Raw genomic sequence first — 22,145 nt, 5'->3', positions numbered from 1 at the left:
ATTGCAATTAAGGGTACAGAATCTGCCGAAAACGCTTCCAATCCGCAGAATCTGATTAATTAGGGTACAGTGACAGCGCTGCTGTCGCATTACGTCATCCGAGACCGCTATGGGCGCCCCGGCAAGGGCAATGACAAGGGGGCCGTGGAAGGTCTGGTCGGCTACGCGCGACGCAACTTCATGGTGCCGGTCCCGTCCTTTCCGGACTGGGACGCATTCAACGCCTACCTGGAAGAACAATGCCGCAAACGGCAGGGTGATGTACTGCGCGGGCATAAGACCAGTATTGGCGAACGGCTTCAGGCTGATCTGGCGGCGATGCGGGATTTGCCCGCAGTCCCCTTCGAGGCCTGTGATCTGAAGAGCGGCCAGGTCACCTCCACCTCAGTGGTGCGCTATCGCGGCAACGACTACTCGGTGCCGGTTGCCTATGGCCACCGGGAGGTCTGGATCAAAGGCTTCGTGACCCGCGTTGTCATCGGCAGCAGTGCCGAGGTGATCGCCGAACATCCGCGCTCCTACGACACGGGCGACATGGTGTTCGATCCGTTGCATTACCTGCCGTTGATCGAGCGCAAGATCATGTCTTTTGATCAAGCCGCTCCATTGCAGGGCTGGGAATTGCCCGAGGCCTTCGCCACACTCCGACGATTGCTGGAAGCGCGGCAGGGCAAGGCCGGCAAACGGGAGTATGTGCAGGTCCTGCGCCTGTTGGAGCGCTTCGAGATCGAGGTGCTGCATCTGGCCGTCAAAGACGCCCTGCGAATGGGGGCGATAAGCTTCGACGCGATCAAGCACCTTGTCCTGTGCCGGGTGGAGCGCCGGCCACCCCGGCTCGATCTGGATGTCTATCCGTTCCTGCCCAGAACCAACATCACCACCACGTCAGCGTCTTCCTACATGAGCCTGCTGGCAGGAGGCGAGGCATGACCGACGCCCCGGAACTGCTGCTCGCGCATCACCTCAAGGCCCTGCGCCTGCCCACCTTCCTGCGTGAACATGACAAGCAGGCCCGGCTCTGCGCGGCTGAAGGTGTGGATCACGTGCGCTACCTGGCTCGTCTGACCGAGCTGGAACTGATCGACCGGGAACGGCGCATGGTCGAACGCCGGATCAAAGCGGCGAAGTTCCCCGCCATCAAGAGCCTGGACAGCTTCGACTTCAAGGCGATCCCGTCTTTGAACAAGATGATGGTGCTGGACCTGGCGCGCTGCGAATGGATCGAGCGCAAGGAGAATGTGATCGCGCTTGGCCTGTCCGGCACCGGCAAGACCCATGTTGCTCTCGGCCTGGGGCTGGCCGCTTGCCAGAAAGGCATGCCCACAACCTTCGTGACCGCCGCCGCGCTGGTCCATGAATTGATGGAGGCCCGCGACGAAAAACGCCTGATGCGCCTCCAGCGCCAGTTGGCCAAGGTCAAACTGCTGATCATTGACGAGTTGGGCTTCGTCCCCTTGAGCAAAACCGGCGCCGAACTCCTCTTCGAACTGATCTCGCAGCGCTACGAGTGTGGCTCAACACTCATCACATCAAATCTGCCCTTCGAGGAATGGACCGAAACCTTCGGCACCGAGCGCCTGACCGGCGCGCTCTTGGACCGGCTCACCCACCACGTCCACATCCTGGAAATGAACGGCGAAAGCTACCGTCTCAACCAGAGCCGGGCCCGCCTCGCCACCACAAACAACTGATCCTCACAGAATTGGCCTGACGGCCAATGCGCCTTGGAACGTGCTTGCTAGATGAGGGCCGCACGCTCCAAGGCGCACGCGCTTAACTGGCAGACTTTTGCTCCGCCCCACTGGCCGGATTTTACGCCGCCGTTGACATGTCGTCCAAAGGGCCCCATGATGTAGAGGCGTTCAAGCGGGTCATCAACGTGAATGTCATTGGCACGTTCAACATGATGCGCGCCGCGACGATGCATATGGCTCAGAACGCGCCTGACAGCAAAGGCCAGCGCGGTGTGATTGTGAACACCTCTTCTATTGCGGCTTATGATGGGCAGATAGGCCAGATTGCCTATGCCGCATCCAAGGGGGCGGTGGCGTCCATGACCCTGCCCGCAGCGCGGGATATGGCGGGGCAGGGTATTCGGGTTGCGTCGATTGCCCCGGGTATTTTTGATACGCCAATGCTGGCGAGCTTGCCTGAAGATGTGCGCACAGCGCTGGAGGCCAAGGTGCCATTCCCCTCGAAGCTGGCAGACCCGGCTGATTACGGCGCGCTGGTGGAACATATCTTTGCGAACCCAACATTGAATGGCGAAGTGATCCGGCGCGACGGTGCGCTGCGCATGGCCCCAAGGTAGGAGGCGACCATGACCGATCCGATTGTAATTGCAGGTGCCAAGCGGACCCCGATGGGGGGGCTTGGTGGCGAGTTGAGTGGCTTGAGTGCTGCCGAATTGGGGGCCGTCGCGGCCCGCGCGGCTGTTGCTGAGGCGGGGTGCGCGCCCGAGGATATTGACGAGGTGATCTTTGGCAATGTTTTGGGCGCGGGGCAGGGGCAGGCCCCCGCCCGTCAGGTGGCTCTGGGGGCTGGACTGCCCGTGGATGCCGTGGCGAGCACAGTCAACAAAATGTGCGGCTCGGGTATGAAGACCGCGATGATGGGCCATGACCTTTTGGCGGCGGGCAGCATTGACATGGCGCTTGTTGGCGGCACGGAAAGCATGTCGAACGCGCCGTATCTGTTGCCGCGGGTGCGGGACGGTTTGCGCATGGGCCATGCCGAGACCAAGGACCACATGTTCCTTGACGGGCTCGAAGATGCCTATGAGCGCGGCACGCTGATGGGTGTGTTTGCCGAACGCTGCGCCACGGATTACCAATTCACCCGTGAGGCGCAGGATGACTATGCGATTGCCTCGCTGGATCGCGCTTTGGCGGCGCAGGTGACCGGTCATGTGACGGGCGAGATTGCGCCGGTTGAGGTCAAGACCCGCCGCGAGACGTTTCACGTCGACAGTGATGAACAGCCGCGCAATGCCAAGCGTGACAAGATCCCCACCCTGCGCCCTGCCTTTGCCAAGGACGGTACGGTGACGGCGGCCAATGCCTCGTCCATTTCAGACGGTGCGGCGGCGCTGGTTCTGACCCGGGCCAGCGTGGCCGAGGCCAAGGGCCTGACGCCGCTTGCGCGCATTACTGGTCATGCCAGTCACGGCATGTCCCCGGACAAATTCCCGGTGGCTCCGATTGGGGCGGTGGAAAAATTGCTGGCCAAAACCGGGACCGAGATCGGCGATTATGATCTGTTTGAGGTCAATGAGGCTTTTGCCGTGGTTGCAATGGCCGCGATCAAATCGTTGGGTCTGCCCCATGAGGCGACCAATGTGAACGGCGGGGCTTGTGCGCTTGGGCATCCCATTGGCGCCTCTGGCGCGCGAATCATGGTCACGCTCCTCAATGCCATGCGCACCCGGTCTGCCAAACGGGGCATGGCGTCGATTTGTATTGGCGGCGGCGAAGCCACTGCGATTGCCTTAGAGTTGATGGAGTAAGCGAGATGGTTCTTGATGACGTTCAGATTGCCATGCAGGACGTGGCCCGGCAGTTTGCTCAGGATCGGCTCTGGCCCGGCGCAGAAGAGCGAGACAAGACCGCCCGTTTTCCCCGCGAGGAACTGGATGAGATGGGGCAGTTGGGGTTTCTCGGCATGCTGGTGCCCGAGGAATATGGTGGCATTGAAAGCGATGTTGTCAGCTATGCCAATGTGCTGGAGGAGATTGCGGCAGGCGATGGGGCCTGTTCGACGATTGTGTCGGTGCATTCTTCGGTGGGCTGCGTGCCGATTGTCCGGTTTGGCACCGAGGCTCAGAAGCAGAAATACCTGCCGCGTTTGGCCAGCGGGGAGTGGATCGGCGGCTTTGCCCTGACCGAGCCGCAGGCCGGGTCTGATGCCTCGAACCTGCGGACCACGGCGGTGCGCGATGGCGATCAGTACGTTCTCAACGGGGCCAAGCAATTCATCACCTCGGGCAAGAATGCCGGGCTGATTATTGTCTTTGCCGTCACCAACAAAGAGGCGGGCAAGAAAGGCATCAGCGCCTTTATCGTTGAAACGGATTCGCCCGGTTATGAGGTGGTGCGGGTCGAGGATAAACTGGGGATCGCCTCTTCTGATACGTGCCAACTCAGCTTTACCGACATGCGCGTGCCTGCCGAAAACCTGCTGGGCGAAGAGGGGGAGGGCTACAAGATTGCTCTTGCCAATCTCGAAGGCGGGCGGATCGGGATCGCAGCGCAAGCGGTTGGCATGGCGCGTAAAGCCTTTGAACTGGCCCGCGATTATGCCGCCGAACGTCAGGCCTTTGGCGGGCCGATTGCAAATCAACAGGCTGTGTCCTTCAAACTGGCCGACATGGCGACTGATATTGAAGCTGCGCGTCTTCTGGTGCGGTCTGCGGCTGCCAAAAAGGACACAGGCGCACCTTGCTTGCAAGAGGCCTCAATGGCCAAGCTCTTTGCCTCTGAGGCGGCAGAGCGGGTCTGCACCGCCGCAATCCAAATCTTTGGCGGCTACGGCTATCTGTGCGACTACCCGGTTGAACGGCTCTACCGCGACGTGCGGATTTGCCAGATCTACGAAGGCACCAGCGAGATCCAGCGCCTTGTCATCGCCCGCGATTTGATGCGCGCGGCGGGCTAACGGGTGGCTGGCGCTTTAGACGGGGTCAAGATTGTTGAGCTTGTCGGGCTTGGCCCTGCGCCCTTTGCGGGGATGATGCTGGCCGATCACGGCGCGCAGGTCATTCGCGTGCATCCTCTGAAGGTCAAGCGCGACTTGCCCGCGATCAACACCCATGCGGATGTACTTGCGCGCAGCCGGCCCCAGATTTCGGTCGACCTTAAATCGCCCGATGGTCAGGCGCTGATCCTTGATCTTGTGGCGCAGGCCGATGGCTTGATCGAAGGGTTTCGCCCCGGTGTGGCTGAGCGACTTGGCGTGGGGCCGGAGCCGTGCTTGGCGCGTAATCCAAAGCTGGCCTTTGGGCGCATGACCGGCTGGGGGCAGACCGGGCCTATGGCCCATCAGGCGGGGCATGATCTGAACTATATCTCCATGACAGGGGCTTTGGCGGCCATCGGTCCGGCCGAGGCGCCTGTGCCGCCTATTAACTTCGTGGGTGATTTTGGCGGCGGCGGGATGATGATGGCCTTTGGCATGCTGGCGGCAATCGTTCATGCGCGCGCGGGCGGCCCCGGTCAGGTGGTCGATGCGGCGATGGTCGATGGTGCATCGCTTTTGACGTCGATGATCCATGGGATGCGGGCCGCTGGCGGCTGGACGGATCAGCGCGCGGACAATCTGTTTGACGGCGGCGCGTATTTCTACGGCACCTATGAATGCGCCGATGGCGGGTTTATGGCTGTTGCCGCGCTGGAGCCGCAGTTTCACGCGCTGTTTCTGGACGGGATTGGGATTGATCCGGCCGAAGTGGATCAAGCTGACAAAGCGGCATGGCCCCGGGTCAGGGAGCGTGTTGGGGCGATTTTCAAATCCCAGCCCCGCCGCCATTGGGAGGCCGTGTTTGAGGGCTCGGATGCCTGTGTGACCCCTGTTCTGACATGGGAGGAGGCGCAACATGCGCCTGAGAACACAGAGCGCGCCCTATTCGCAGCGCCGCAGGGCATTGCGCAACCAGCGCCCGCCCCGCGCTTTGCTCGCAGCGCCGCGCGGGAGCCTCATATGAACACGCAAACCGCTGAGGAGGTGCTCACTGAATGGGGTATCTCCCCGCAGCGCATCAACAGCCTCCAGCACGGAGATGTTCTGCGCGACGTGACATTGGGTTAACACTGTGGCGAGGCGGTGCGAAACCGGGACCGGGCGCCCCCCTTTCCAAACTGCATTGGGAAGGACGCGAAACAGGCCAAACGTGACTTTCTTGATTTCTGCATCACTTTTGTGCAGGCTACCGTGCATCGCTTGGGAGGAGGGCGAACATGATTTGTTATGAGGAGTGGAACGCAGCCCTACGAGACTGCTGTGGTCACTATTACAGCGAGCCGACAGCGCGACGTTCAAACTGTGAGAGGTTTGACGTTTTGGATCGCTATGGCCTCGATATGGCCGCCTTAAGTTGTAAGATTGACAGAATTGAACGTAACCAGCGCGGCATCAGACGCGATGATGCAGAGCATTTCTTTTTGTTGTGCCAGACCAATGGCGTGACAGGGATATCTCACAACCAGCGCGAAGAACTTCTGGAGCCCGGCGACCTTCTGCTTCTGGATTCAACAAAACCGGCTGAGATGATCTTTGACGGCAAGACCTCGGGGCTCGTCTCTCTGCATCTGCCGCGCAGTATGTGTATTCAGGCAGGTAAAGGTGCGCTTTTTGCAGGCAAGAAGGTGTCAAAGAGGCACCCCTTACAATCCAGCCTGCGGAATTTGCTCCTGAACGATAGCACTCATGATGCTTTGGCTTTTCGGCCGGACGATATGCTTGAGTTTGTGAGTATGGTCTTTGGCCAGGACCCTGAGCAAACACATATCGGCCAGATGTCAAACCGCGCAGCGCGATATAGATTTATAGTTGAGACGATTGACCGCAACCTAAAATCGCGGAACCTCTCGCTTGATTTCGTTGCGAAGAGCGTTGGGATGTCGCGGCGGCAGCTTCAACGTGACTTGCAACAAGAAGGCACTAGCTTTAGCCATATAGTTCAATCACGGCGCATTTTGTATTTCATAGCCTGCAAAAAACGCGCTGATCGCCTAGGCGACAAGGTTTCGCTGGCTTCGCTAGCTTATTCATCTGGCTTCACGGACCAAGCACACTTTAACCGTGTGTTCCGCCGAATTTTGGAACGTTCCCCAACGGAATACTTTCAGCAGCGGCATTAAGGCCGTTTCTCTCATTAGAAAAGTGTGTTGGTTAACAGCATGCAATGTGTTTTGACGCGCTTTTGGCATTAGCTGAAAGTCTATTTCTGTCGAGATAATACTGAAAAAAAACAATTTTTTTGGCGCAAAACGCAGTGTCTTTGACGCGTGGCTCCAAGGCTTGGGGCGGCAAAGTTGATATACTCGCATGTGCGAGAAGCGCGATCGTCAAAGAGTTGCGCGATCCAATGCATTGATCGCTGAAAGCGATTGGGAGGAGATAACATGAAACTATTTTGCTCGGCCTTGGCCGTGTCCGTTGTGCTTTCAGGCGCTGCAAATGCGCAAAGTGCGGCTGATTTGGCCAATGATACTGCAACGACCGGTGATGTCCTGACCTATGGAATGGGTTACGGCCAGCAGCGGTTTAGCCCGCTGGATCAGATCAATTCGGATAACGCGGGCGCGCTTGTTCCGGCTTGGGTCTACAGCCTTGACGACAGCCGCGGCCAAGAGAGCTTTCCGCTTCTGAAAGACGGCGTGATGTATGTCACGACCCACAAATCGACAATGGCTGTCGATGCCATGACCGGCAAGCAGATCTGGAAAGTTGGGCTTGAGTATCCGGCAGAGACTCCGCGCGTTGCCTGCTGCGGGATCGTGAACCGCGGCGTTGCGATGTATGACGGGAAGCTGTTCCGCACCACTTTGGATGCCAATGTTGTCGCGATGGACGCGGCGACCGGCGAAGAAATCTGGAAAACCAACTCCATTGATTTCAAAGGCGGCTATTCTTTTACCGTCGCGCCTTTGGTTGCTGACGGTGTGCTGATCGTTGGGATTTCCGGCGGTGAATACGGTATTCGCGGCTATATCGAAGGCTACGATGTCAATACCGGTGAGCGTCTTTGGCGGACCTACACAGTGCCGGAGCCGGGCGAGCCGGGGTCCGAGACATGGCCGGAAGGTGACGCTTGGGAACGTGGCGGCGGCCCCGCATGGCTGACCGGCACCTATGATCCAGAGAGAAACACCGTCTTCTGGGGCACCGGCAATGCGGGTCCTTGGAACGCGGGTGTGCGTCCGGGCGACAACCTGTATACCAACTCGATTTTGGCGATGGACCCCAAGACCGGCGGGATCAAGTGGCACTACCAGACCACGCCAAACGACCCGTTCGACTATGACGCGACCAATGAATTGGTGCTCGGGGAACTGGACGGCAAAGAAGTTGTGATGCAAGCGAACCGTAATGGGTTTTTCTACGTGCTTGATCGTGACACCGGTAAGCTGGTCGCGGCCAACAAGTTCATCGAGCGTGTTGACTGGGCCGACAGCATCGACCTTGAGACAGGTCGTCCGAATGAAACGGCGATGGCAGCTCAGGCCCGCTCTGGCGAGCAGGTAACGTTCTGGCCGTCTGCGTTTGGCGGCAAGAATTGGGCGCCCATGTCTTTTAACCCCGATACGGAAACCGTGTTTGTGAACACATTGAACATCGGCATGAACTACAAAGCGGTTGAGCCGACCTACCGTGCTGGTGTGTTTTATTTCGGGGCCGAGTTCAGCTGGGATTGGCCTGAAGGTGACCGCGGTGTTTTGCGCGCGATTGATCCGATGACTGGGGCGACGAAGTGGAAAGACACCACAGCTGTGCCGCGCTTTGCAGGCGTTCTGTCCACGGGTGGTAACCTTGTCTTTACCGGCACGCAGTCCGGTGAGTTTGAGGCGTTCAACGCGGAAACCGGCGAAAAGGTCTATGAGTTCAATGTCGGCACGGGCATCGTGGGCCAGCCAATGACATGGGAAGCCGATGGCAACCAATACGTCACGCTCGCTGTGGGTTCAGGTGCGGTTTACACGCAGTTCTCTGGTGATGAACGTTTGGCGCAAACACCTGCGGGCGGCGCGCTTTGGACATTCAAGTTGGCGGAGTAACCCAAAAAAAATGAAGTCAATCGCAACGATGACTGTGACACTGGCGCTTTTTTCGGCGCCAGTGATCGCTGAGGAAACGGCAGCAAAAGAATTGGAGTTGGGGGTCAAAACCTACAAAGACTTCTGCGCTCATTGCCACGGTCCAAAGATGGTCAACCCCGGGACTAGTTCCTATGACCTGCGCAAATGGCCCACTGATAACAAAGATGGGTTTTATAGCGCTGTGCTGAAAGGCAAGGGCGATATGCCGGCTTGGGGTGATATCCTGCTGGAAAACGAAATCGATGCCTTGTGGCGCTATGTGGCTACGCGCGGTGGGAAAGAGCCCTTGGCAGAAACAGGCGATGGCGGAGACGGGAGTTAACCCCGTGCTGCGGCTGGTATCCCTTTTCAAGTGTTTTGGCGCGCTCTCGCTGATGATGGTCAGCGGGGCCTTGGCTGAGCCACTACCTGATTTGGTAACACCCGATAGGCTGACGATGTGCCTTCCACGCAATGGTGGCGTGGTTGCGGGTCGCAGGTTGACCGGCGGCAGTGGGTTTGACTATCGCCTGAGCGAAGAGATCGCCCAAAGAATGGGCTTGCCGCTGAACGTTTTGTGGATCGAAAACGATCTGGACGAAGAAAGCGATCCGGTGCGTGAAACATACGCGATGCTGTCGCATGGGCTGTGTGATGCGGTTCCGGGGCATCCGCGCTACGAAAACTCGGTCGGTGTTCCTGATTTTGAACGTGCGTCCTTGCCGCGCTGGCTGGATATGCCGCAAGAGATTGACCCTGACACAGGGCTTTTGAAAGATACGCTTCAGGGCTTTGTCGATGTGTTCCCGGTGGATGTAACGCGTGGGTATATGCGGTCCGAGATCGGGTTGGTCTATTGGGATGGAACTGCTCAGCCGAGTGGAATTGATGCTCTTGGCACACGCGAATTGGCGCTGCAGCAGGGGACGCTTTCCGGGGCGATTGCCACTTTGCAGGTTGCACCCGTCGACCGCGCGATGCTGGTCACCATGAACCCCGGAGCCGGGTTCTTGTGGGAGGTTGAAAAGGCCAAAACAGAGCTTGCCATCGTTGATGTGCCTGCATTCGACGCGCATCGCAAAGCCAATCCTTTCACGGCGCTGCGGCTGGCTGATTGGCGACATGTGGTCGGGATGGACATTGGGATAGCGGTGCTGTCATCGCGCCCCAATCTAAGGAATGCTTTGAATGATGCGCTGACGGATATCTTGGACCAAGGCATTCTCCCCGGCATTGCTGAGGTTGAGGGCATGACCTACGCCGCCCCCAAGTTCGAAGCGCTAACACCAGAGTTCACACTGTCCTCGCTCAGGGCCGCAAGATGAGGTTTTTGGCGTTCTCTCTCGCATTGGTACTTGCTGCACCGTTAGACGCTGCCGAATTGAAAGCTGCGATGCTGCGCGTGGATACGCCGCAACTGGCGCCCATATCTCGGTTTGAGGAAAAGCCTGCCGATCTGGGGTTCGCGGGGGCAGCGCTGGCCACGCAAGACAACCAGACCACCGGGCAATTTTTGGGGCATAGCTTTGAGCTAACGACCATCGCAAGCACGCCTGAGACGGCGCTTGAGGATTTGGCAAAAATCAGCGCAAAGATTATCGTTGTCTCGGCCCCGGCGGGCCTCTTGCTAGACCTCGCAGACGCCGCGCCTGAGACACTGTTTTTGAATGCCGGAGCATCCGACACCGTTTTGCGCGATACCGCATGCCGCGCCAATGTTTTGCATTTCACCCCAAGCGACGCGATGCGCGCGGATGCGGTTGCGCAATTCGCTGCGTATAAGCGTTGGGACCGCTGGCTCTTGGTGCATGGATCGAACCCGGCTGATCTGACTTTGGCGCAGGAATATCGCCGGTCGGCCGCAAAGTTCGGGCTCAAGATCGCGGAAGAGCGCGAAATCCTCGACACAGGCGGATCGCGCCGCGCCGATACTGGCCATGTTGCGGTGCAGCGGCAGATCCCGGTTTTGGTGCAGAATGCCAAGCGCCATGACATGGTCATCGCCGCCGATGCGTCTGACGTGTTCGCGCCCTATCTGCCCTTTCATCTGCGGGATCCGCGCCCCGTAATGGGCTCGAGCGGCTTGCGCCCTGTCAGCTTTAGTGCCGCTTCTGAGGCATGGGGCGGCACCCAGTTTCAAACGCGATTTGAAAAGTTGGCGGGACGCTACGTGACAGAAGCCGACTATGACGCTTGGCTTGCCTTGCGATCGGTTGGTGCGGCGGTGGTGCGCACCGGTTCGGACGATCCAGAAACATTGCGCGCCTATATGCTGAGCGATGCGTTCGAATTGGCCGCATTCAAAGGCCAACCCCTGACTCTCCGAGATTGGAACGGGCAAATGCGGCAGCCCATCTTGCTTTATGACGGGCGCATCACGGCAAGCGTTTCTCCGCAAGAGGGGTTTTTGCATCAGTTTTCGCTCTTGGACACGCTTGGACTGGATCGGCCCGAAAGCAAATGCACTGCATTTACAGGGGAGAATTAGATGCGCTTTGTCATGACCCTTTCTCTGATGCTCGCTGCGACAGTCGTGCAGGCGGATCGTATCTTTGTCAGCAACGAACGCGGCAATACTGTGACGGTGATTGACGGCACATCTTGGGAGGTGCTGACCGAGTTTCAGGCGGGCCTGCGCCCGCGCGGCATCACTGTCAGCCCAGATGGGACCAAGCTTTATGTCTGCGCCAGCGATGACAACCTTGTTCGCGTGTTCGATACGCAAACCTATGAGGAACTGCACACACTGCCCTCAGGCCCCGACCCTGAACTCTTTGTTTTAGAGCCGAATGGTCGCCGTCTCTATATTGCCAATGAGGACGACAACCTTGTCACGGTCGTCGACACCGAAACCCATGCGGTTCTGGCAGAGGTCCCGGTGGGCGTGGAACCCGAAGGCATGGCGATCAGCCCCAATTCAGCCTTTGTGGTGAACACGTCCGAAACCACGAACATGGCACATTTCATCGACACGGAAACGAATGCGATCAAGTACAACATGCTCGTCGACTCGCGCCCGCGCTATGCCGAGTACACCTCAGACGGCAAACGCCTGTTTGTGACCGCGGAAATTGGCGGCACCGTTTCGGTTTTTGACATCGCCGAGGACGGTTCGCCAACCGAGGTGAGCAAGATCCGTTTCGAGGTGCCGGGTGTTCAACCCGAGTGGCTTCAGCCCGTGGGGGCCAAGGTCACGTCGGATGGCAAATGGCTCTTCGTGGCGCTTGGGCCCTCGAACCGAGTCGCAGTGGTCGATGCCCAGACGCTTGAGGTTGTGAAGTATATTCTGGTGGGTGAGCGGGTCTGGCAACTGGCCTTTACCCCCGGCGAAGAGTTCTTGCTGACCACCAATGGCAACACCAACGACATCACCGTGATTGACGTCGCGAAACAAGAGGCCGTGCGGTCCATTCCTGTGGGGCAACAGCCCTGGGGCGTGGTTGTCGCGGCCGGCGTGAAATAGGAGAGAAAGACGTGAAGCATCTGGCATTTACTTTGGCCCTTGCCGCCGCCCCGGCATCAGCTGCCCCGCTATGTGACAACTTGGGTTTTGCAGGACTTTTGGCCGGTTGCAACAAAGGCGATGATATCGAGTTGACGCTTGGCTCTAGCAAGCCGCTCGGTGAGGACGTAGTCCTGCAATCAGGCGCTTACTATGAGATGATCATCACCTCGGATGGCAGTGCGGAACTGGCGCTTAGCGGGCCGGATTTTTTTCGCGCGATCTGGATGGATGAGATTGTCATCAACGACATCGAAGTACGCCCCATGGCCGTTGATAGCTTTGAATTCGATGACGCGGGTGAGCTGGAGCTTGGATTTGTCGCGATCAAACCTGGCTCATATGTGCTGAAAATCCCCGGCTCCGTTGGCGAAAGCCAACAGATCAAAATCCAAATCCAATAAGGGATACCCAATCATGCGCTTTCTCAAGCTTTTTGTAACGTCATTTGCTCTTATGTGTGCAACGCTGGTGCAAGCCGACGATCTGCCAAAACTCCGCGTTGCTGTCTTGAAGATTGGCACCGTGAACTGGGAGCTGGACACGATCAAGCGGCTTGGTCTCGACAAATCCAACGGGTTTGAGCTGGTGGTGCAGGGCTATGCAGGCGGGGATGCCTCGCGTGTGGCGTTTCAGGGCGGTGAGGCGGATGTGGTCGTGGCCGATTGGATCTGGACCGCGCGGCAACGGGCTTCTGGCAAGGGTTTTGCCACGTTCCCCTATTCCACAGCCGTCGGCGGTCTTGTTGTACCCAAGGACAGCGCGGTACAAACGCTGACCGATCTAGCTGGTACCAAGGTGGGGATCGCTGGCGGGCCGCTTGATAAAAGCTGGCTGATCCTGCGCGCCTATGCGCAGCAGGAATATGGCATGGATTTGAAAGCCGCGACCGAGCAAGTCTTTGGCGCACCACCCCTGATCTTTAAGACGGGACTTAAGGGCGAGTTGGGCGGCGCGATTAATTTCTGGCATTTCCTTGCCAAGATGAAATCGGCAGGCATGCGTCAGATCATTTCCGTATCAGATGCAGCCACGGCTTTGGGTCTTGACCCTGCAACGCCGCTTTTGGGCTATGTGATGAAGGACAGTTTTGTCGCGGAACATCCCGAACTGGCCAAAGGGCTGTATCTTGCATCCAGTGGTGCCAAAGAGGTGCTCGGCAGCGATGATGCCGCATGGGAGGCGATCCGCGAGCGGATGAACGCCAAGAATGACACCCAATTCACAACCCTGCGCGATGATTGGCGCGCAGGTATCCCAGCCGCCGGTCCGGTTGATGAGGAAGCCGCCGGTGCGATGCTTGCCGTTATGGCGAAACTTGGCGGTGACAAGCTGGTGGGTGAGGCGAACACACTGCCCGAGGGCGTATTCCTGAATTTCGAGTAATGCCAACATGATGCGCAAAACGGCCATAACGCTGATCTCGATCACGGGCTTTCTCGTGATGTGGCTTGGCTTGGCCGTTTTGACAGTTGATCCTGCAGTGCTGCCCACGCCGGGTAGCCTTCTGGCCCCGTTCTGGGCAGAGCTTCAGTCTGGGGAGTTGACCTATCACTTAAGCCAGACATTGCTGCGCGTGTTTTGGGCGTTCTGCCTCGCCATGAGCCTCGGGGTTGTCCTCGGCTTTGCGATGGGGCGGTCTGAGGCGCTGAATGACTGGCTGGACCCTTGGCTGGTGGTGTTCCTCAACCTCCCGGCGCTGGTGCTGATCGTTCTGTGCTATCTGTGGATAGGGCTGAACGAGACCGCCGCCATCACTGCGGTGACGCTAAATAAAGTGCCCAATGTGGCGGTGATGATCCGAGAAGGAACACGCGCACGCTCGCCGGATATCGCCGCGCTCGCGATGGTCTACCGCATGGCCCCGATCTGGCGCTTATTGCATGTCGAACTGCCCCAGTTGGCCCCCTATTTCGCTGCCGCCGCCCGCAGCGGTATTGCCGTGATCTGGAAAATCGTTCTGGTTGTTGAATTGTTAGGCCGTTCAAACGGGGTAGGATTTCAAATCCACCTCTATTTCCAATTGTTCGATGTGAGCATGGTGCTGGTCTATGCCTTTTCCTTCATCGCGATCATGCTGCTCGTGGAATGGTTCGTCTTGCAACCCTGGGAGCGGTCAAGCCGCCGTTGGAGGGTGGCGTGATCGCGGTCGATGTTCAGTCTAAGCGGTTCGGCGCAACCGAGGTGCTGCGAGATGTCCGCTTTTCGCTGGGGCTGGGCGAGGCCATGGCCATCATTGGTCGTTCCGGCATTGGTAAGTCTACATTGTTGCGCATCATCGCCGGATTGGACCCGAAGTTCAGCGGTTCAGTGCAGGTACCGCCCCGGATTGGTCTGGTCTTTCAGGAACCTACTTTGCTGCCATGGCGTTCGGTTCTGGCCAACCTGACCTTGATGCATCCCGATGCCACACAGGCACAGGCGCGTGATATGCTTGGGCGTGTTGGACTTGCGGACAAAACAGACCTCTGGCCGCGTCAGCTGTCTTTGGGTCAACAGCGCCGTTTGGCGCTGGCGCGCGCCTTTTTGGGCCAGCCTGAATTTCTGGTGATGGACGAGCCGTTCACCTCGCTTGATCCAGAGATTCACGGTGAAATGCTGGATCTCACGCAATCACTGGTCGAAGAGTACGCCCCGGCTGTGCTGCTCGTGACCCATGACCGGGCGGAGGCGGCCCGGTTGGCCGGGCAAACGGTTGAGTTGTTTGGTAGCCCCGCAACGCTCCGGGAGGTGACGCTATGAGCGCGCTGAATGTTGAGGGTCTTAGCTACAGCTATGGTCGAAAACAGGCGCTGCGCGATGTCTCTTTTTCACTTGAGGCAGGCCAATTCTGTGCACTTTTGGGACCAAACGGTGCGGGCAAGTCGACCCTCTTTTCGCTTTTGACCCATTTGCAGGCGGTGCAAACGGGTCGTTTGACGCTCGCGGGCTTTGATTTGCGCACAGACCCACGAAAGGCACTGGCGCAGTTGGGCATTGTGTTTCAGCAGCCAACGCTGGATCTGGATTTGTCGGTCTGGCGCAATATGACCTATTTCGCGGCGCTGCATGGGCTGAGTGGGAAACAAGCGGCACGCCGCATTGAGGCCGCACTGGACCGGCTGGGGATGGCAGAGCGCAAAGCCGAAAAGGTGCGCGCTTTGAACGGGGGGCATCGGCGGCGGATGGAAATTGCACGCGCGTTGATCCACGAACCACAGGTGCTTTTGCTGGATGAGCCGACTGTTGGGCTCGATGCCGCCTCCCGTGATGCGATTACCCACCACGTGCATGACCTAGCGGCCGAAGGGGTCACGGTGCTGTGGGCAACGCATCTTGTCGACGAAATTCGACCTGATGATCGCGTCCTTCTGCTGCATCATGGGCACATCCTGCGGGACTGCCACTCCAAGGAATTGGCAACGAGCGGGACACTGAAAGAGGCATTTCTAGTGCTGACATCGAAAGCGGAGGCAGCCGCATGACGCCCTATGTCACTGCCTTTCAGGCTATCACGATGCGAGAGCTAGGCCGCTTTCTCACACAGCGCGGGCGGTTTCTTTCGGCTTTGGTGCGGCCCCTGGTCTGGCTCGTGATCTTTGCCGCAGGGTTTCGCGCGGCGTTGGGCATATCCATTATTCCGCCTTATCAGACCTACATCACCTATGAGGTCTATATCGTGCCGGGACTGTGCGCGATGATATTGTTGTTCAATGGTATGCAATCCTCGCTGTCGCTGGTCTATGACCGGGAAATGGGATCAATGCGGCTGCTTTTGACAGCGCCTTTGCCGCGCCGCTGGCTGCTCTTTTGCAAACTCTGTGCGGGTGTGTTTGTCGGAACCTTGCAGGTCTATGCGTTTCTTGCCATCGCCCGGATTTTTGACGTCGCGCTGCCCCTTAATGGATATGCGCTGGTGTTCCCCGCGATTGTATTGTCGGGCTTCATGCTGGGAGCGCTGGGGCTTTTGATATCGTCCTTGATTACGCTGCTTGAGAATTTCGCGACGGTCATGAACTTTGTGATATTCCCGATGTTCTTTTTATCCAGTGCACTTTACCCGCTGTGGCGGATGCGCGAAAGCTCTGAGCTTTTGCATGATATCTGCGCACTCAACCCTTTTACCTATGCTGTCGAGTTGATCAGATATTCGGCGTACCAGAGCTTTGCTCTGGTGCCCCTGCTGGTCGTTCTCGGCTGCGCCACCGTGTTTTTCGCGTTGGCCTCACGGGCCTATGCCCCCCAACAATCAAAACCATTGGGGTTCAAGCGATAACACAAACCAAGACCAAGCAAACGCTAGGGAGGAAATAATGAAAAAACTTATCATCAATGGGACCGAAACCTCGGTCACCTCTGACGGAGGCACGCCACTGCTGTGGGTCGTCCGTGAAGAGCTCAACATGACTGGGACCAAATTCGGCTGCGGCGCTGGCCTCTGTGGGGCCTGCACCGTTCATGTGAACGGTGAGGCGATTCGGTCTTGCCAGACCTATCTCGAAGATCTCGAGGATGGCACCGAAGTGACCACGATCGAAGGTCTGGGCGGCGATCACCCGCTGCAAAAGGCTTGGGTCGAACATCAGGTGCCGCAGTGCGGTTACTGTCAGTCGGGGCAGATCATGCAGGCGGCTGACCTGCTTGCCAAACTCCCGAACCCCACCGATGAAGACATTACCGATGCGATGAACGGCAACCTGTGCCGCTGCATGACCTATACGCGCATCCGCGCCGCCATCAAAACCGCAGCCAAGGCATAAGGGGAGGACTTTCAGATGACAGAACAAACGAAAATCTCCCGCCGTGCCTTTCTTGTGACCACAGGGGCCGCTGCCGCTGTGACAATGGGTTATGGATTGGTTGCACCGGGTCAGGCTGTTGCGGGCGCAGATGCGCTAGTCTCGCCCAGCATCTTTTACGATCTGCACGGCGATGGCCGTGTGGTCGTTCACATTGCAAAGGCCGAGATGGGTCAGCATGTGGGCACGGCGCTTGCGCAGATCCTTGCGGATGAGCTTGAGGCGGATTGGGACAAGGTCGAAATTGACTATGTCGGCATCGATGCGCGCCACGGCCTCACCCTGACGGGTGGCTCTTGGTCGGTGAACTGGACCTTTGATGCACTTAGCCGTGCCGGCGCTGCCGGGCGCATTGCACTGATCGAGGCCGCTGCGGCCAAGATGGGTGGCGCACCAGAGGACTATACCGCCGAAGCGGGTGTTATCTCGGGCAATGGTCAATCCATGACCTATGGCGAGTTGATCGCCGCAGGCGTGGAGCCGCGCATCTTCTCTGAAGATGATCTTAAGGGCATCACCCTCAAGACTGCAGACCAGCGCCGTTACGTGGGTCAAAGCATCCCGCAGCTGGACATTCCGTCCAAGACTGACGGCACAGCGCAGTTCGGGATCGACATCGTGCGTCCGGGCATGGTTGTTGCCGTGCCAATCGCGCCGCCTGTGCGCAATGGTGCAACGGTCAAGTCGGTTGATGACAGCGCGGCGCAAGCCATGGCTGGCTATCAGGGCCATATGGTCATCGACAACCCGCTTGCCGGGCATACCGGTGTGGTTCTGGCCTTTGGTGACAGCTATTGGCAGGCGAACCAGGCGACCAGCGGCATCAACATCGAGTATGATCTTGGCCCGAATGCTGGCGTCACACTCGAAGCCATTCACGCCGAAAGCATGCGCTTGATTGAAACCGGCGAAGAAGAGCGGATCTTTGTCAACGATGGGGATGCGGATGCAGGGATTTCTGGCGCTGAGACGGTGTTGAAAGCCGATTACAGCACTGGCCTGAACATCCACGCACCGCTTGAGCCAATGTGCTGTACCGCTGAATTCGACGCCGATGGCGTGTTGCATCTTTATGCTGGGAACCAGTTCCAAACACTGGTTGGCGGCCTTGCGGGCGCGATGGGGATCGAGGCTGAAAAGCTGGTGCTGCATCAACAACTGCTCGGTGGTGGCTTCGGCCGCAAGCTGGATGCTGACTATGTCATGATGTCGATCATGGCGGCGCAGCAGATGGGCAAGCCGGTCAAGCTGCTCTTCTCGCGAGAGTTTGACACCCAGATGGACTTTACCCGCCCTGCATCCTGCATGCAGCTTGAGGCGGGCCTGTCCGGCGGCAAGATTGTCGGCTGGAAGTCCTCATCGGCCTCGTCTTCAGCCTCGGCCCGTCAGGCACCTGCCTTTATGGCACCAGACCTGTCCGGCGATGCAGAAGCCAAGTTCGACCCGTTTGCCGTGAACGGTGCAGACCACTGGTATTCGATTGAAAACCAAAAGGCGCTGATCTCGCTCAACGGTGTGGCGCAGGCGGCAACGCCTTCGGGGCACCTACGGGCTGTGGCTCCGGGGTGGCAGTTCTTTGCGGTTGAAAGCTTCATGGATGAGCTTGCAAATGCCGCCGGGGCCGATCCGCTGGATTTCCGCCTTGGCATGCTGGACGGCGCGGGCAAGAATGCGGGCGCAGGCGCGACTGAAGGTGGCTCTCTGCGCCTCGCGGCGATGCTGAAGGACGTGGCAGAGCGGTCGGGCTATGGCAAAGAGATGGCTGACAATGAGGCCATTGGTGTCGCCTGTGTGTCCGCGCAAGAGCGGAACTCGGCGACATGGATGGCCTGTGCAGCCGAGGTTGCGGTGGACCCTGAAACCGGTGATGTCGATGTCAAGAAACTGACCTTGGCTGCGGAACTGGGCACGCTGATTAATCCCGATGGCGTTAAGGCGCAGATCGAAGGTGGCGCGCTTTGGGGCCTTTCTTTTGCAATGCTCGAAGACGTCACCATGGAAGATGGCGCGCTCAGCGCGACCAACTACGATGGTATGACACCGACGCGCATGGAAAATGTGCCCGAGCTGGATGTCGCCGTGCACGAGACGGGCCGTTATCCGGTTGGAATCGGTGAGCCTGCGACTACCGTGGTCGGCCCTGCGATTGCCAACGCAATTGCCAAGGCCGTTGGCGCTCGGGTCCGCTCGCTGCCGATCACACCTGAAAAGGTCAAGGCGGCAATGGGCTAAAGGGCCATTGCAAAACAGCGATCAGGGCGCGTTGGGCGCCCTGATCTTATTTAAATTGGGACGTTCTTTATGACCCCAAGAACCTCACTGAGGTGGATGACGGTGGCCGCTTGGTTTGTGCTGGGTTTGGCATGGCCCGCCTTCGCAAAGGATCGCGTCGATACTGCGCTGATACTTGCCGCGGATATTTCATTTTCTGTCGGGCCTTATGAGCTTGACCTCCAACGCCGAGGCTACGTCAGCGCCTTTCGCGACCCGTACGTGATTGGGGCGATGTTATCGGGGCGGCATGGACGTACGGCCATAACATACCTGGAATGGGCGGGGCCCGGAACGCAGGTCGTCCTGATCCCGTGGACAATTGTCGATAGCGCGACCGCGGCCAATGCCCTTGCAGACCAATTGCGCGAGGCTCCTTTGCAACGCAGCGGGGAAACGGCAATCTCTTCGGCTCTTGATCAGGCCATAGCGCAGTTTCAAACCGCACCGTTCGCGGAACGCTGGGTGATTGATCTGTCTTCGGATGGGTACAACAACGCCGGACCTCCTGTTGAAGAGGCGCGCGCGCGCGCTCTTTACCAAGGCATCACCATCAATGGGTTGCCGATTGTGAATGACAGCGCTCCGGATCTTGTGGCGTATTTCCAACAATGCGTCACGGGTGGATACGGCGCTTTTACAATGGCAGTAAACGACCCGAGGGATTTTGCGGAAACGCTCAAGCGAAAAATGGTGCATGAAATTGCATTTCTGGGTGCGCAGTTGTATCGGGCCAAAAGCGTTCAAAATATCGCCTGTGACATCGGAGAACGTCTGTCAGACGAGGAATATGACAAGCAGATCGACGATCTGACACGTGAGCACCCAGACAGCTGGCGTTGGCAGCGCGAGCCGTAGTGATAGACTTCCTAACTGGGGTCTGGTCCGGCTGAGTGCAGAATGACACCCTAAGCCCGTAGATCACCTAGTTTTCCACCTGTATTCGCCCGTGAGCAGGATATGGGCCCATCCCAGTGGCGAAATGTGCGCCAGAAGGCCTGACGAACAGTCGAAGCCGGTGCCCTTTCGGACTTCAACTGCCTGGCCAAGATGTTTGGTGTTCCAATAAATGATGATCGCGGCCAGCAGGTTCAGCCCTGCCATGCGGTAGTGTTGTCCTTCAGAAGTTCGGTCTCGGATTTCGCCCTGGCGACCGATACGGAGGGCGTTTTTCAGCGCATGATGTGCCTCACCCTTGTTCAGGCCAATTTGTGCGCGGCGCTGCATGTCGGCGTCCAGCAACCAATCGATAATGAACAGGGTGCGCTCAATGCGTCCGATCTCTCGTAGGGCAAGCGCCAGTTCATGCTGACGCGGATATGATGCGAACTTCCGCAAGAGTTGGCTTGGCGGCATGACGCCTGCTACCATCGTTGCGATGGCGCGCAGGATATCCGGCCAGTTTTCCGTGATCAGCTTTTCTCTGATCTTTCCACCTACCAGCCCGCGGACTTCCTTCGGCACAGCAGCAGGGTCGAAGAGATAGAGCCGTTTTGACGGCAGATCACGTATGCGGGGAATGAACCGGTATGACAGCAGCGCGGTGACGGCGAAGACGTGATCGGTGAAGCCGCCCGTGTCGGCGTATTGCTCTTTTATCTTCCGTCCGACCTCGTTCATCAGAAGCCCGTCCAGAATGTATGGCGCTTCATTCACGGTGGCTGGAATGTTCTGTGTGGCGAACGGGCCGAACTGATCGGAGACATGGGTATAGGCTTTCAGCCCTGGCTCTGAGCCGTATTTGGCGTTGATGAGGTTCATCGCCTCGCCGTGCCGTGTTGTCGGGAAGAATTGTCCGTCACTGGACGCGGTGACACCACTGCCCCAGTACCGCGCCATCGGCAATTCCGACTGTGCAGCGATCACCATGGCGAGAGCGCGGTTGATGGCGTCACTTTCGATGTGCCACCGCGACAGGCGCGAGAGTTGGAAATAGTCGTGCGAGCTTGTTGCCTCGGCCATCTTGCTCAGACCAAGGTTCAGCCCCTCAGCCAGCAGAACGTTCAACAGCCCGATGCGATCCCTGCAAGGAACGCCTGTGCGCAAATGGGTGAAGGCTTCTGTGAAGCCGATATCGTCATCAACTTCCAGCAGTAGATCAGTGATGCGAACCGCAGGCAGGCGGTCGTAGAGGTCGAGTACCAGGGCATCGGCCTCGTCAGGCACTGCGCCGGTCAGTCGGTCAGTTTTGAGAATGCCATTTTCGATGGGCTCACCTGGGATCGCGCCCGTTCTTGCCGCTTTGGCCAACATCTCAAGCCCTTCGCACAACCGTGCCTTTCGGTCGGCTAGCCAGACCTCCGGCTCAAATGGCATGGTCAAGCGCGGCATCACCTTGGCGGCCTCTAAAGGCACAAGGGCCTGTTTCAGGTCGGCGTAGCGCCGGGAATGGGGCAGCCATATATCGCCGGATCGGAAGGCTTCGCGCACCTGGAACAACACGGTGACCTCCCAGAGCCGATTGTCACCTGGGTCCTGAGCATTGAGGTGCCGATGCCATTTTGAGGTTCGGCGCAAGAAGCCAACCTGACGGGGCGCATCAGTTCGATCCTGGGCGATAATTTTTGTCGCTTGCATCAAGGGTGCCGCCACCGGGGCGGCGCAGATATCGAGCGCCCGCAGCATTCTTGGGGTATAGCGCCGGAACCGATGATACCCATGAACGACATGAGACAGGGCGTCAGCCGCCATCGTGTCGGTCAACTCGGCCGCGGTTGTCACCATATGGTCCTCCCCCACTGAAGTGGTCCACCGTTATGTTAAGGAAAACGGAGGGCCAAGATGGCTACGAAGAGACACAAG

The 22,145-nt window shown here is 58.3% G+C and carries 20 protein-coding genes and 2 pseudogenes; 21 read left to right on the top strand and 1 reads right to left on the bottom strand.

Translation table 11 applies throughout. The features are described 5' to 3' along the window. Positions 1-72: 72 nt before the first annotated feature. From ACI3GR_RS19795 to ACI3GR_RS19695, 21 genes and pseudogenes are all read left to right on the top strand, one after another. A pseudogene (locus ACI3GR_RS19795) lies at positions 73-930 on the top strand (Mu transposase domain-containing protein); the annotation flags it as partial. Beyond that, positions 927-1,691, top strand: coding sequence for an IS21-like element helper ATPase IstB (gene istB, locus ACI3GR_RS19790; protein ID WP_407496965.1), 765 nt, complete (start codon positions 927-929; stop codon positions 1,689-1,691). The pseudogene ACI3GR_RS19795 and the gene istB, both read left to right, overlap by 4 nt. 137 nt (positions 1,692-1,828) lie before the next feature. After that, positions 1,829-2,311, top strand: a complete 483-nt coding sequence (locus tag ACI3GR_RS19785) for an SDR family NAD(P)-dependent oxidoreductase (protein WP_407496963.1) — start codon at positions 1,829-1,831, stop codon at positions 2,309-2,311. Between the two features lie 9 nt (positions 2,312-2,320). Further along, positions 2,321-3,505, top strand: a complete 1,185-nt coding sequence (locus tag ACI3GR_RS19780) for an acetyl-CoA C-acyltransferase (RefSeq protein ID WP_407496961.1) — start codon at positions 2,321-2,323, stop codon at positions 3,503-3,505. 5 nt (positions 3,506-3,510) lie between these two features. Continuing rightward, on the top strand, positions 3,511-4,653 hold the full coding sequence (locus ACI3GR_RS19775) for an acyl-CoA dehydrogenase family protein (RefSeq protein WP_407496959.1): 1,143 nt from the start codon (positions 3,511-3,513) through the stop codon (positions 4,651-4,653). 3 nt (positions 4,654-4,656) lie between these two features. Then, positions 4,657-5,802, top strand: coding sequence for a CaiB/BaiF CoA transferase family protein (locus ACI3GR_RS19770; protein ID WP_407496957.1), 1,146 nt, complete (start codon positions 4,657-4,659; stop codon positions 5,800-5,802). Positions 5,803-5,951: 149 nt separating this feature from the next. Next, complete coding sequence (locus tag ACI3GR_RS19765; RefSeq protein ID WP_407496956.1) at positions 5,952-6,854, top strand: helix-turn-helix domain-containing protein; 903 nt, start codon at positions 5,952-5,954, stop codon at positions 6,852-6,854. A gap of 264 nt (positions 6,855-7,118) precedes the next feature. Continuing rightward, the gene (locus tag ACI3GR_RS19760; RefSeq protein ID WP_407496954.1) at positions 7,119-8,771 is read left to right on the top strand and encodes a PQQ-dependent dehydrogenase, methanol/ethanol family; all 1,653 of its coding nucleotides are present in this window, start codon (positions 7,119-7,121) and stop codon (positions 8,769-8,771) included. Positions 8,772-8,799: 28 nt separating this feature from the next. After that, positions 8,800-9,135: a c-type cytochrome gene (locus tag ACI3GR_RS19755; protein WP_407496953.1), complete on the top strand. Its 336-nt coding sequence runs from the start codon at positions 8,800-8,802 to the stop codon at positions 9,133-9,135. A gap of 115 nt (positions 9,136-9,250) precedes the next feature. Beyond that, a complete protein-coding gene (locus ACI3GR_RS19750) occupies positions 9,251-10,117 on the top strand; it encodes a transporter substrate-binding domain-containing protein (RefSeq protein WP_407496951.1) in 867 nt (288 codons plus the stop codon). Continuing rightward, positions 10,114-11,280, top strand: a complete 1,167-nt coding sequence (locus tag ACI3GR_RS19745) for an ABC transporter substrate-binding protein (protein ID WP_407496950.1) — start codon at positions 10,114-10,116, stop codon at positions 11,278-11,280. The genes ACI3GR_RS19750 and ACI3GR_RS19745 overlap by 4 nt, the downstream gene beginning before the upstream one ends. Then, a complete protein-coding gene (locus tag ACI3GR_RS19740) occupies positions 11,281-12,255 on the top strand; it encodes a PQQ-dependent catabolism-associated beta-propeller protein (protein WP_407496948.1) in 975 nt (324 codons plus the stop codon). An 11-nt stretch (positions 12,256-12,266) separates the two neighbouring features. Next, positions 12,267-12,698 carry a cupredoxin domain-containing protein gene (locus ACI3GR_RS19735; RefSeq protein ID WP_407496946.1) on the top strand — a complete coding sequence of 144 codons (432 nt, stop codon included), beginning with the start codon at positions 12,267-12,269 and terminating at the stop codon, positions 12,696-12,698. Positions 12,699-12,711: 13 nt separating this feature from the next. Continuing rightward, positions 12,712-13,680, top strand: a complete 969-nt coding sequence (locus tag ACI3GR_RS19730) for an ABC transporter substrate-binding protein (RefSeq protein WP_407496945.1) — start codon at positions 12,712-12,714, stop codon at positions 13,678-13,680. Positions 13,681-13,690: 10 nt separating this feature from the next. Continuing rightward, positions 13,691-14,437: an ABC transporter permease gene (locus ACI3GR_RS19725; RefSeq protein WP_407496967.1), complete on the top strand. Its 747-nt coding sequence runs from the start codon at positions 13,691-13,693 to the stop codon at positions 14,435-14,437. Continuing rightward, positions 14,434-15,036: an ABC transporter ATP-binding protein gene (locus ACI3GR_RS19720; RefSeq protein WP_407496943.1), complete on the top strand. Its 603-nt coding sequence runs from the start codon at positions 14,434-14,436 to the stop codon at positions 15,034-15,036. The genes ACI3GR_RS19725 and ACI3GR_RS19720 overlap by 4 nt, the downstream gene beginning before the upstream one ends. Next, a complete protein-coding gene (locus ACI3GR_RS19715; protein ID WP_407496941.1) occupies positions 15,033-15,758 on the top strand; it encodes an ABC transporter ATP-binding protein in 726 nt (241 codons plus the stop codon). The genes ACI3GR_RS19720 and ACI3GR_RS19715 overlap by 4 nt, the downstream gene beginning before the upstream one ends. Then, positions 15,755-16,549: an ABC transporter permease gene (locus tag ACI3GR_RS19710; protein WP_407496940.1), complete on the top strand. Its 795-nt coding sequence runs from the start codon at positions 15,755-15,757 to the stop codon at positions 16,547-16,549. Before ACI3GR_RS19715 ends, ACI3GR_RS19710 begins: the two co-directional genes overlap by 4 nt. Positions 16,550-16,586: 37 nt before the next feature. Then, positions 16,587-17,033 carry a (2Fe-2S)-binding protein gene (locus ACI3GR_RS19705; protein ID WP_407496938.1) on the top strand — a complete coding sequence of 149 codons (447 nt, stop codon included), beginning with the start codon at positions 16,587-16,589 and terminating at the stop codon, positions 17,031-17,033. Positions 17,034-17,048: 15 nt separating this feature from the next. Continuing rightward, complete coding sequence (locus tag ACI3GR_RS19700) at positions 17,049-19,304, top strand: xanthine dehydrogenase family protein molybdopterin-binding subunit (RefSeq protein ID WP_407496936.1); 2,256 nt, start codon at positions 17,049-17,051, stop codon at positions 19,302-19,304. Between the two features lie 69 nt (positions 19,305-19,373). After that, positions 19,374-20,201 carry a DUF1194 domain-containing protein gene (locus ACI3GR_RS19695; protein ID WP_407496935.1) on the top strand — a complete coding sequence of 276 codons (828 nt, stop codon included), beginning with the start codon at positions 19,374-19,376 and terminating at the stop codon, positions 20,199-20,201. Between the two features lie 63 nt (positions 20,202-20,264). On the opposite strand, the pseudogene ACI3GR_RS19690 reads toward ACI3GR_RS19695, so the two are convergent. Further along, a pseudogene (locus ACI3GR_RS19690) lies at positions 20,265-22,064 on the bottom strand (Tn3 family transposase); the annotation flags it as partial. Positions 22,065-22,145: the final 81 nt, after the last annotated feature.

This window comes from Pseudooceanicola aestuariicola, assembly GCF_045763785.1.
Lineage (GTDB): Bacteria > Pseudomonadota > Alphaproteobacteria > Rhodobacterales > Rhodobacteraceae > Pseudooceanicola.
This window is presented reverse-complemented; position numbering and strand designations above follow the sequence as displayed.

What these genes read in the sequence shown, in the direction of transcription:
- ACI3GR_RS19740 (WP_407496948.1), top strand. Translation starts at nt 11,281, where the DNA reads ATGCGCTTTGTCATGACCCTTTCTCTGATGCTCGCTGCGACAGTCGTG.
- ACI3GR_RS19780 (WP_407496961.1), top strand. Translation starts at nt 2,321, where the DNA reads ATGACCGATCCGATTGTAATTGCAGGTGCCAAGCGGACCCCGATGGGG.
- ACI3GR_RS19715 (WP_407496941.1), top strand. Translation starts at nt 15,033, where the DNA reads ATGAGCGCGCTGAATGTTGAGGGTCTTAGCTACAGCTATGGTCGAAAA.
- ACI3GR_RS19760 (WP_407496954.1), top strand. Translation starts at nt 7,119, where the DNA reads ATGAAACTATTTTGCTCGGCCTTGGCCGTGTCCGTTGTGCTTTCAGGC.
- ACI3GR_RS19765 (WP_407496956.1), top strand. Translation starts at nt 5,952, where the DNA reads ATGATTTGTTATGAGGAGTGGAACGCAGCCCTACGAGACTGCTGTGGT.
- ACI3GR_RS19785 (WP_407496963.1), top strand. Translation starts at nt 1,829, where the DNA reads ATGTCGTCCAAAGGGCCCCATGATGTAGAGGCGTTCAAGCGGGTCATC.
- ACI3GR_RS19745 (WP_407496950.1), top strand. Translation starts at nt 10,114, where the DNA reads ATGAGGTTTTTGGCGTTCTCTCTCGCATTGGTACTTGCTGCACCGTTA.
- ACI3GR_RS19710 (WP_407496940.1), top strand. Translation starts at nt 15,755, where the DNA reads ATGACGCCCTATGTCACTGCCTTTCAGGCTATCACGATGCGAGAGCTA.
- ACI3GR_RS19725 (WP_407496967.1), top strand. Translation starts at nt 13,691, where the DNA reads ATGCGCAAAACGGCCATAACGCTGATCTCGATCACGGGCTTTCTCGTG.
- ACI3GR_RS19750 (WP_407496951.1), top strand. Translation starts at nt 9,251, where the DNA reads ATGTGCCTTCCACGCAATGGTGGCGTGGTTGCGGGTCGCAGGTTGACC.
- ACI3GR_RS19730 (WP_407496945.1), top strand. Translation starts at nt 12,712, where the DNA reads ATGCGCTTTCTCAAGCTTTTTGTAACGTCATTTGCTCTTATGTGTGCA.
- istB (WP_407496965.1), top strand. Translation starts at nt 927, where the DNA reads ATGACCGACGCCCCGGAACTGCTGCTCGCGCATCACCTCAAGGCCCTG.
- ACI3GR_RS19695 (WP_407496935.1), top strand. Translation starts at nt 19,374, where the DNA reads ATGACCCCAAGAACCTCACTGAGGTGGATGACGGTGGCCGCTTGGTTT.
- ACI3GR_RS19700 (WP_407496936.1), top strand. Translation starts at nt 17,049, where the DNA reads ATGACAGAACAAACGAAAATCTCCCGCCGTGCCTTTCTTGTGACCACA.
- ACI3GR_RS19705 (WP_407496938.1), top strand. Translation starts at nt 16,587, where the DNA reads ATGAAAAAACTTATCATCAATGGGACCGAAACCTCGGTCACCTCTGAC.
- ACI3GR_RS19775 (WP_407496959.1), top strand. Translation starts at nt 3,511, where the DNA reads ATGGTTCTTGATGACGTTCAGATTGCCATGCAGGACGTGGCCCGGCAG.
- ACI3GR_RS19755 (WP_407496953.1), top strand. Translation starts at nt 8,800, where the DNA reads ATGACTGTGACACTGGCGCTTTTTTCGGCGCCAGTGATCGCTGAGGAA.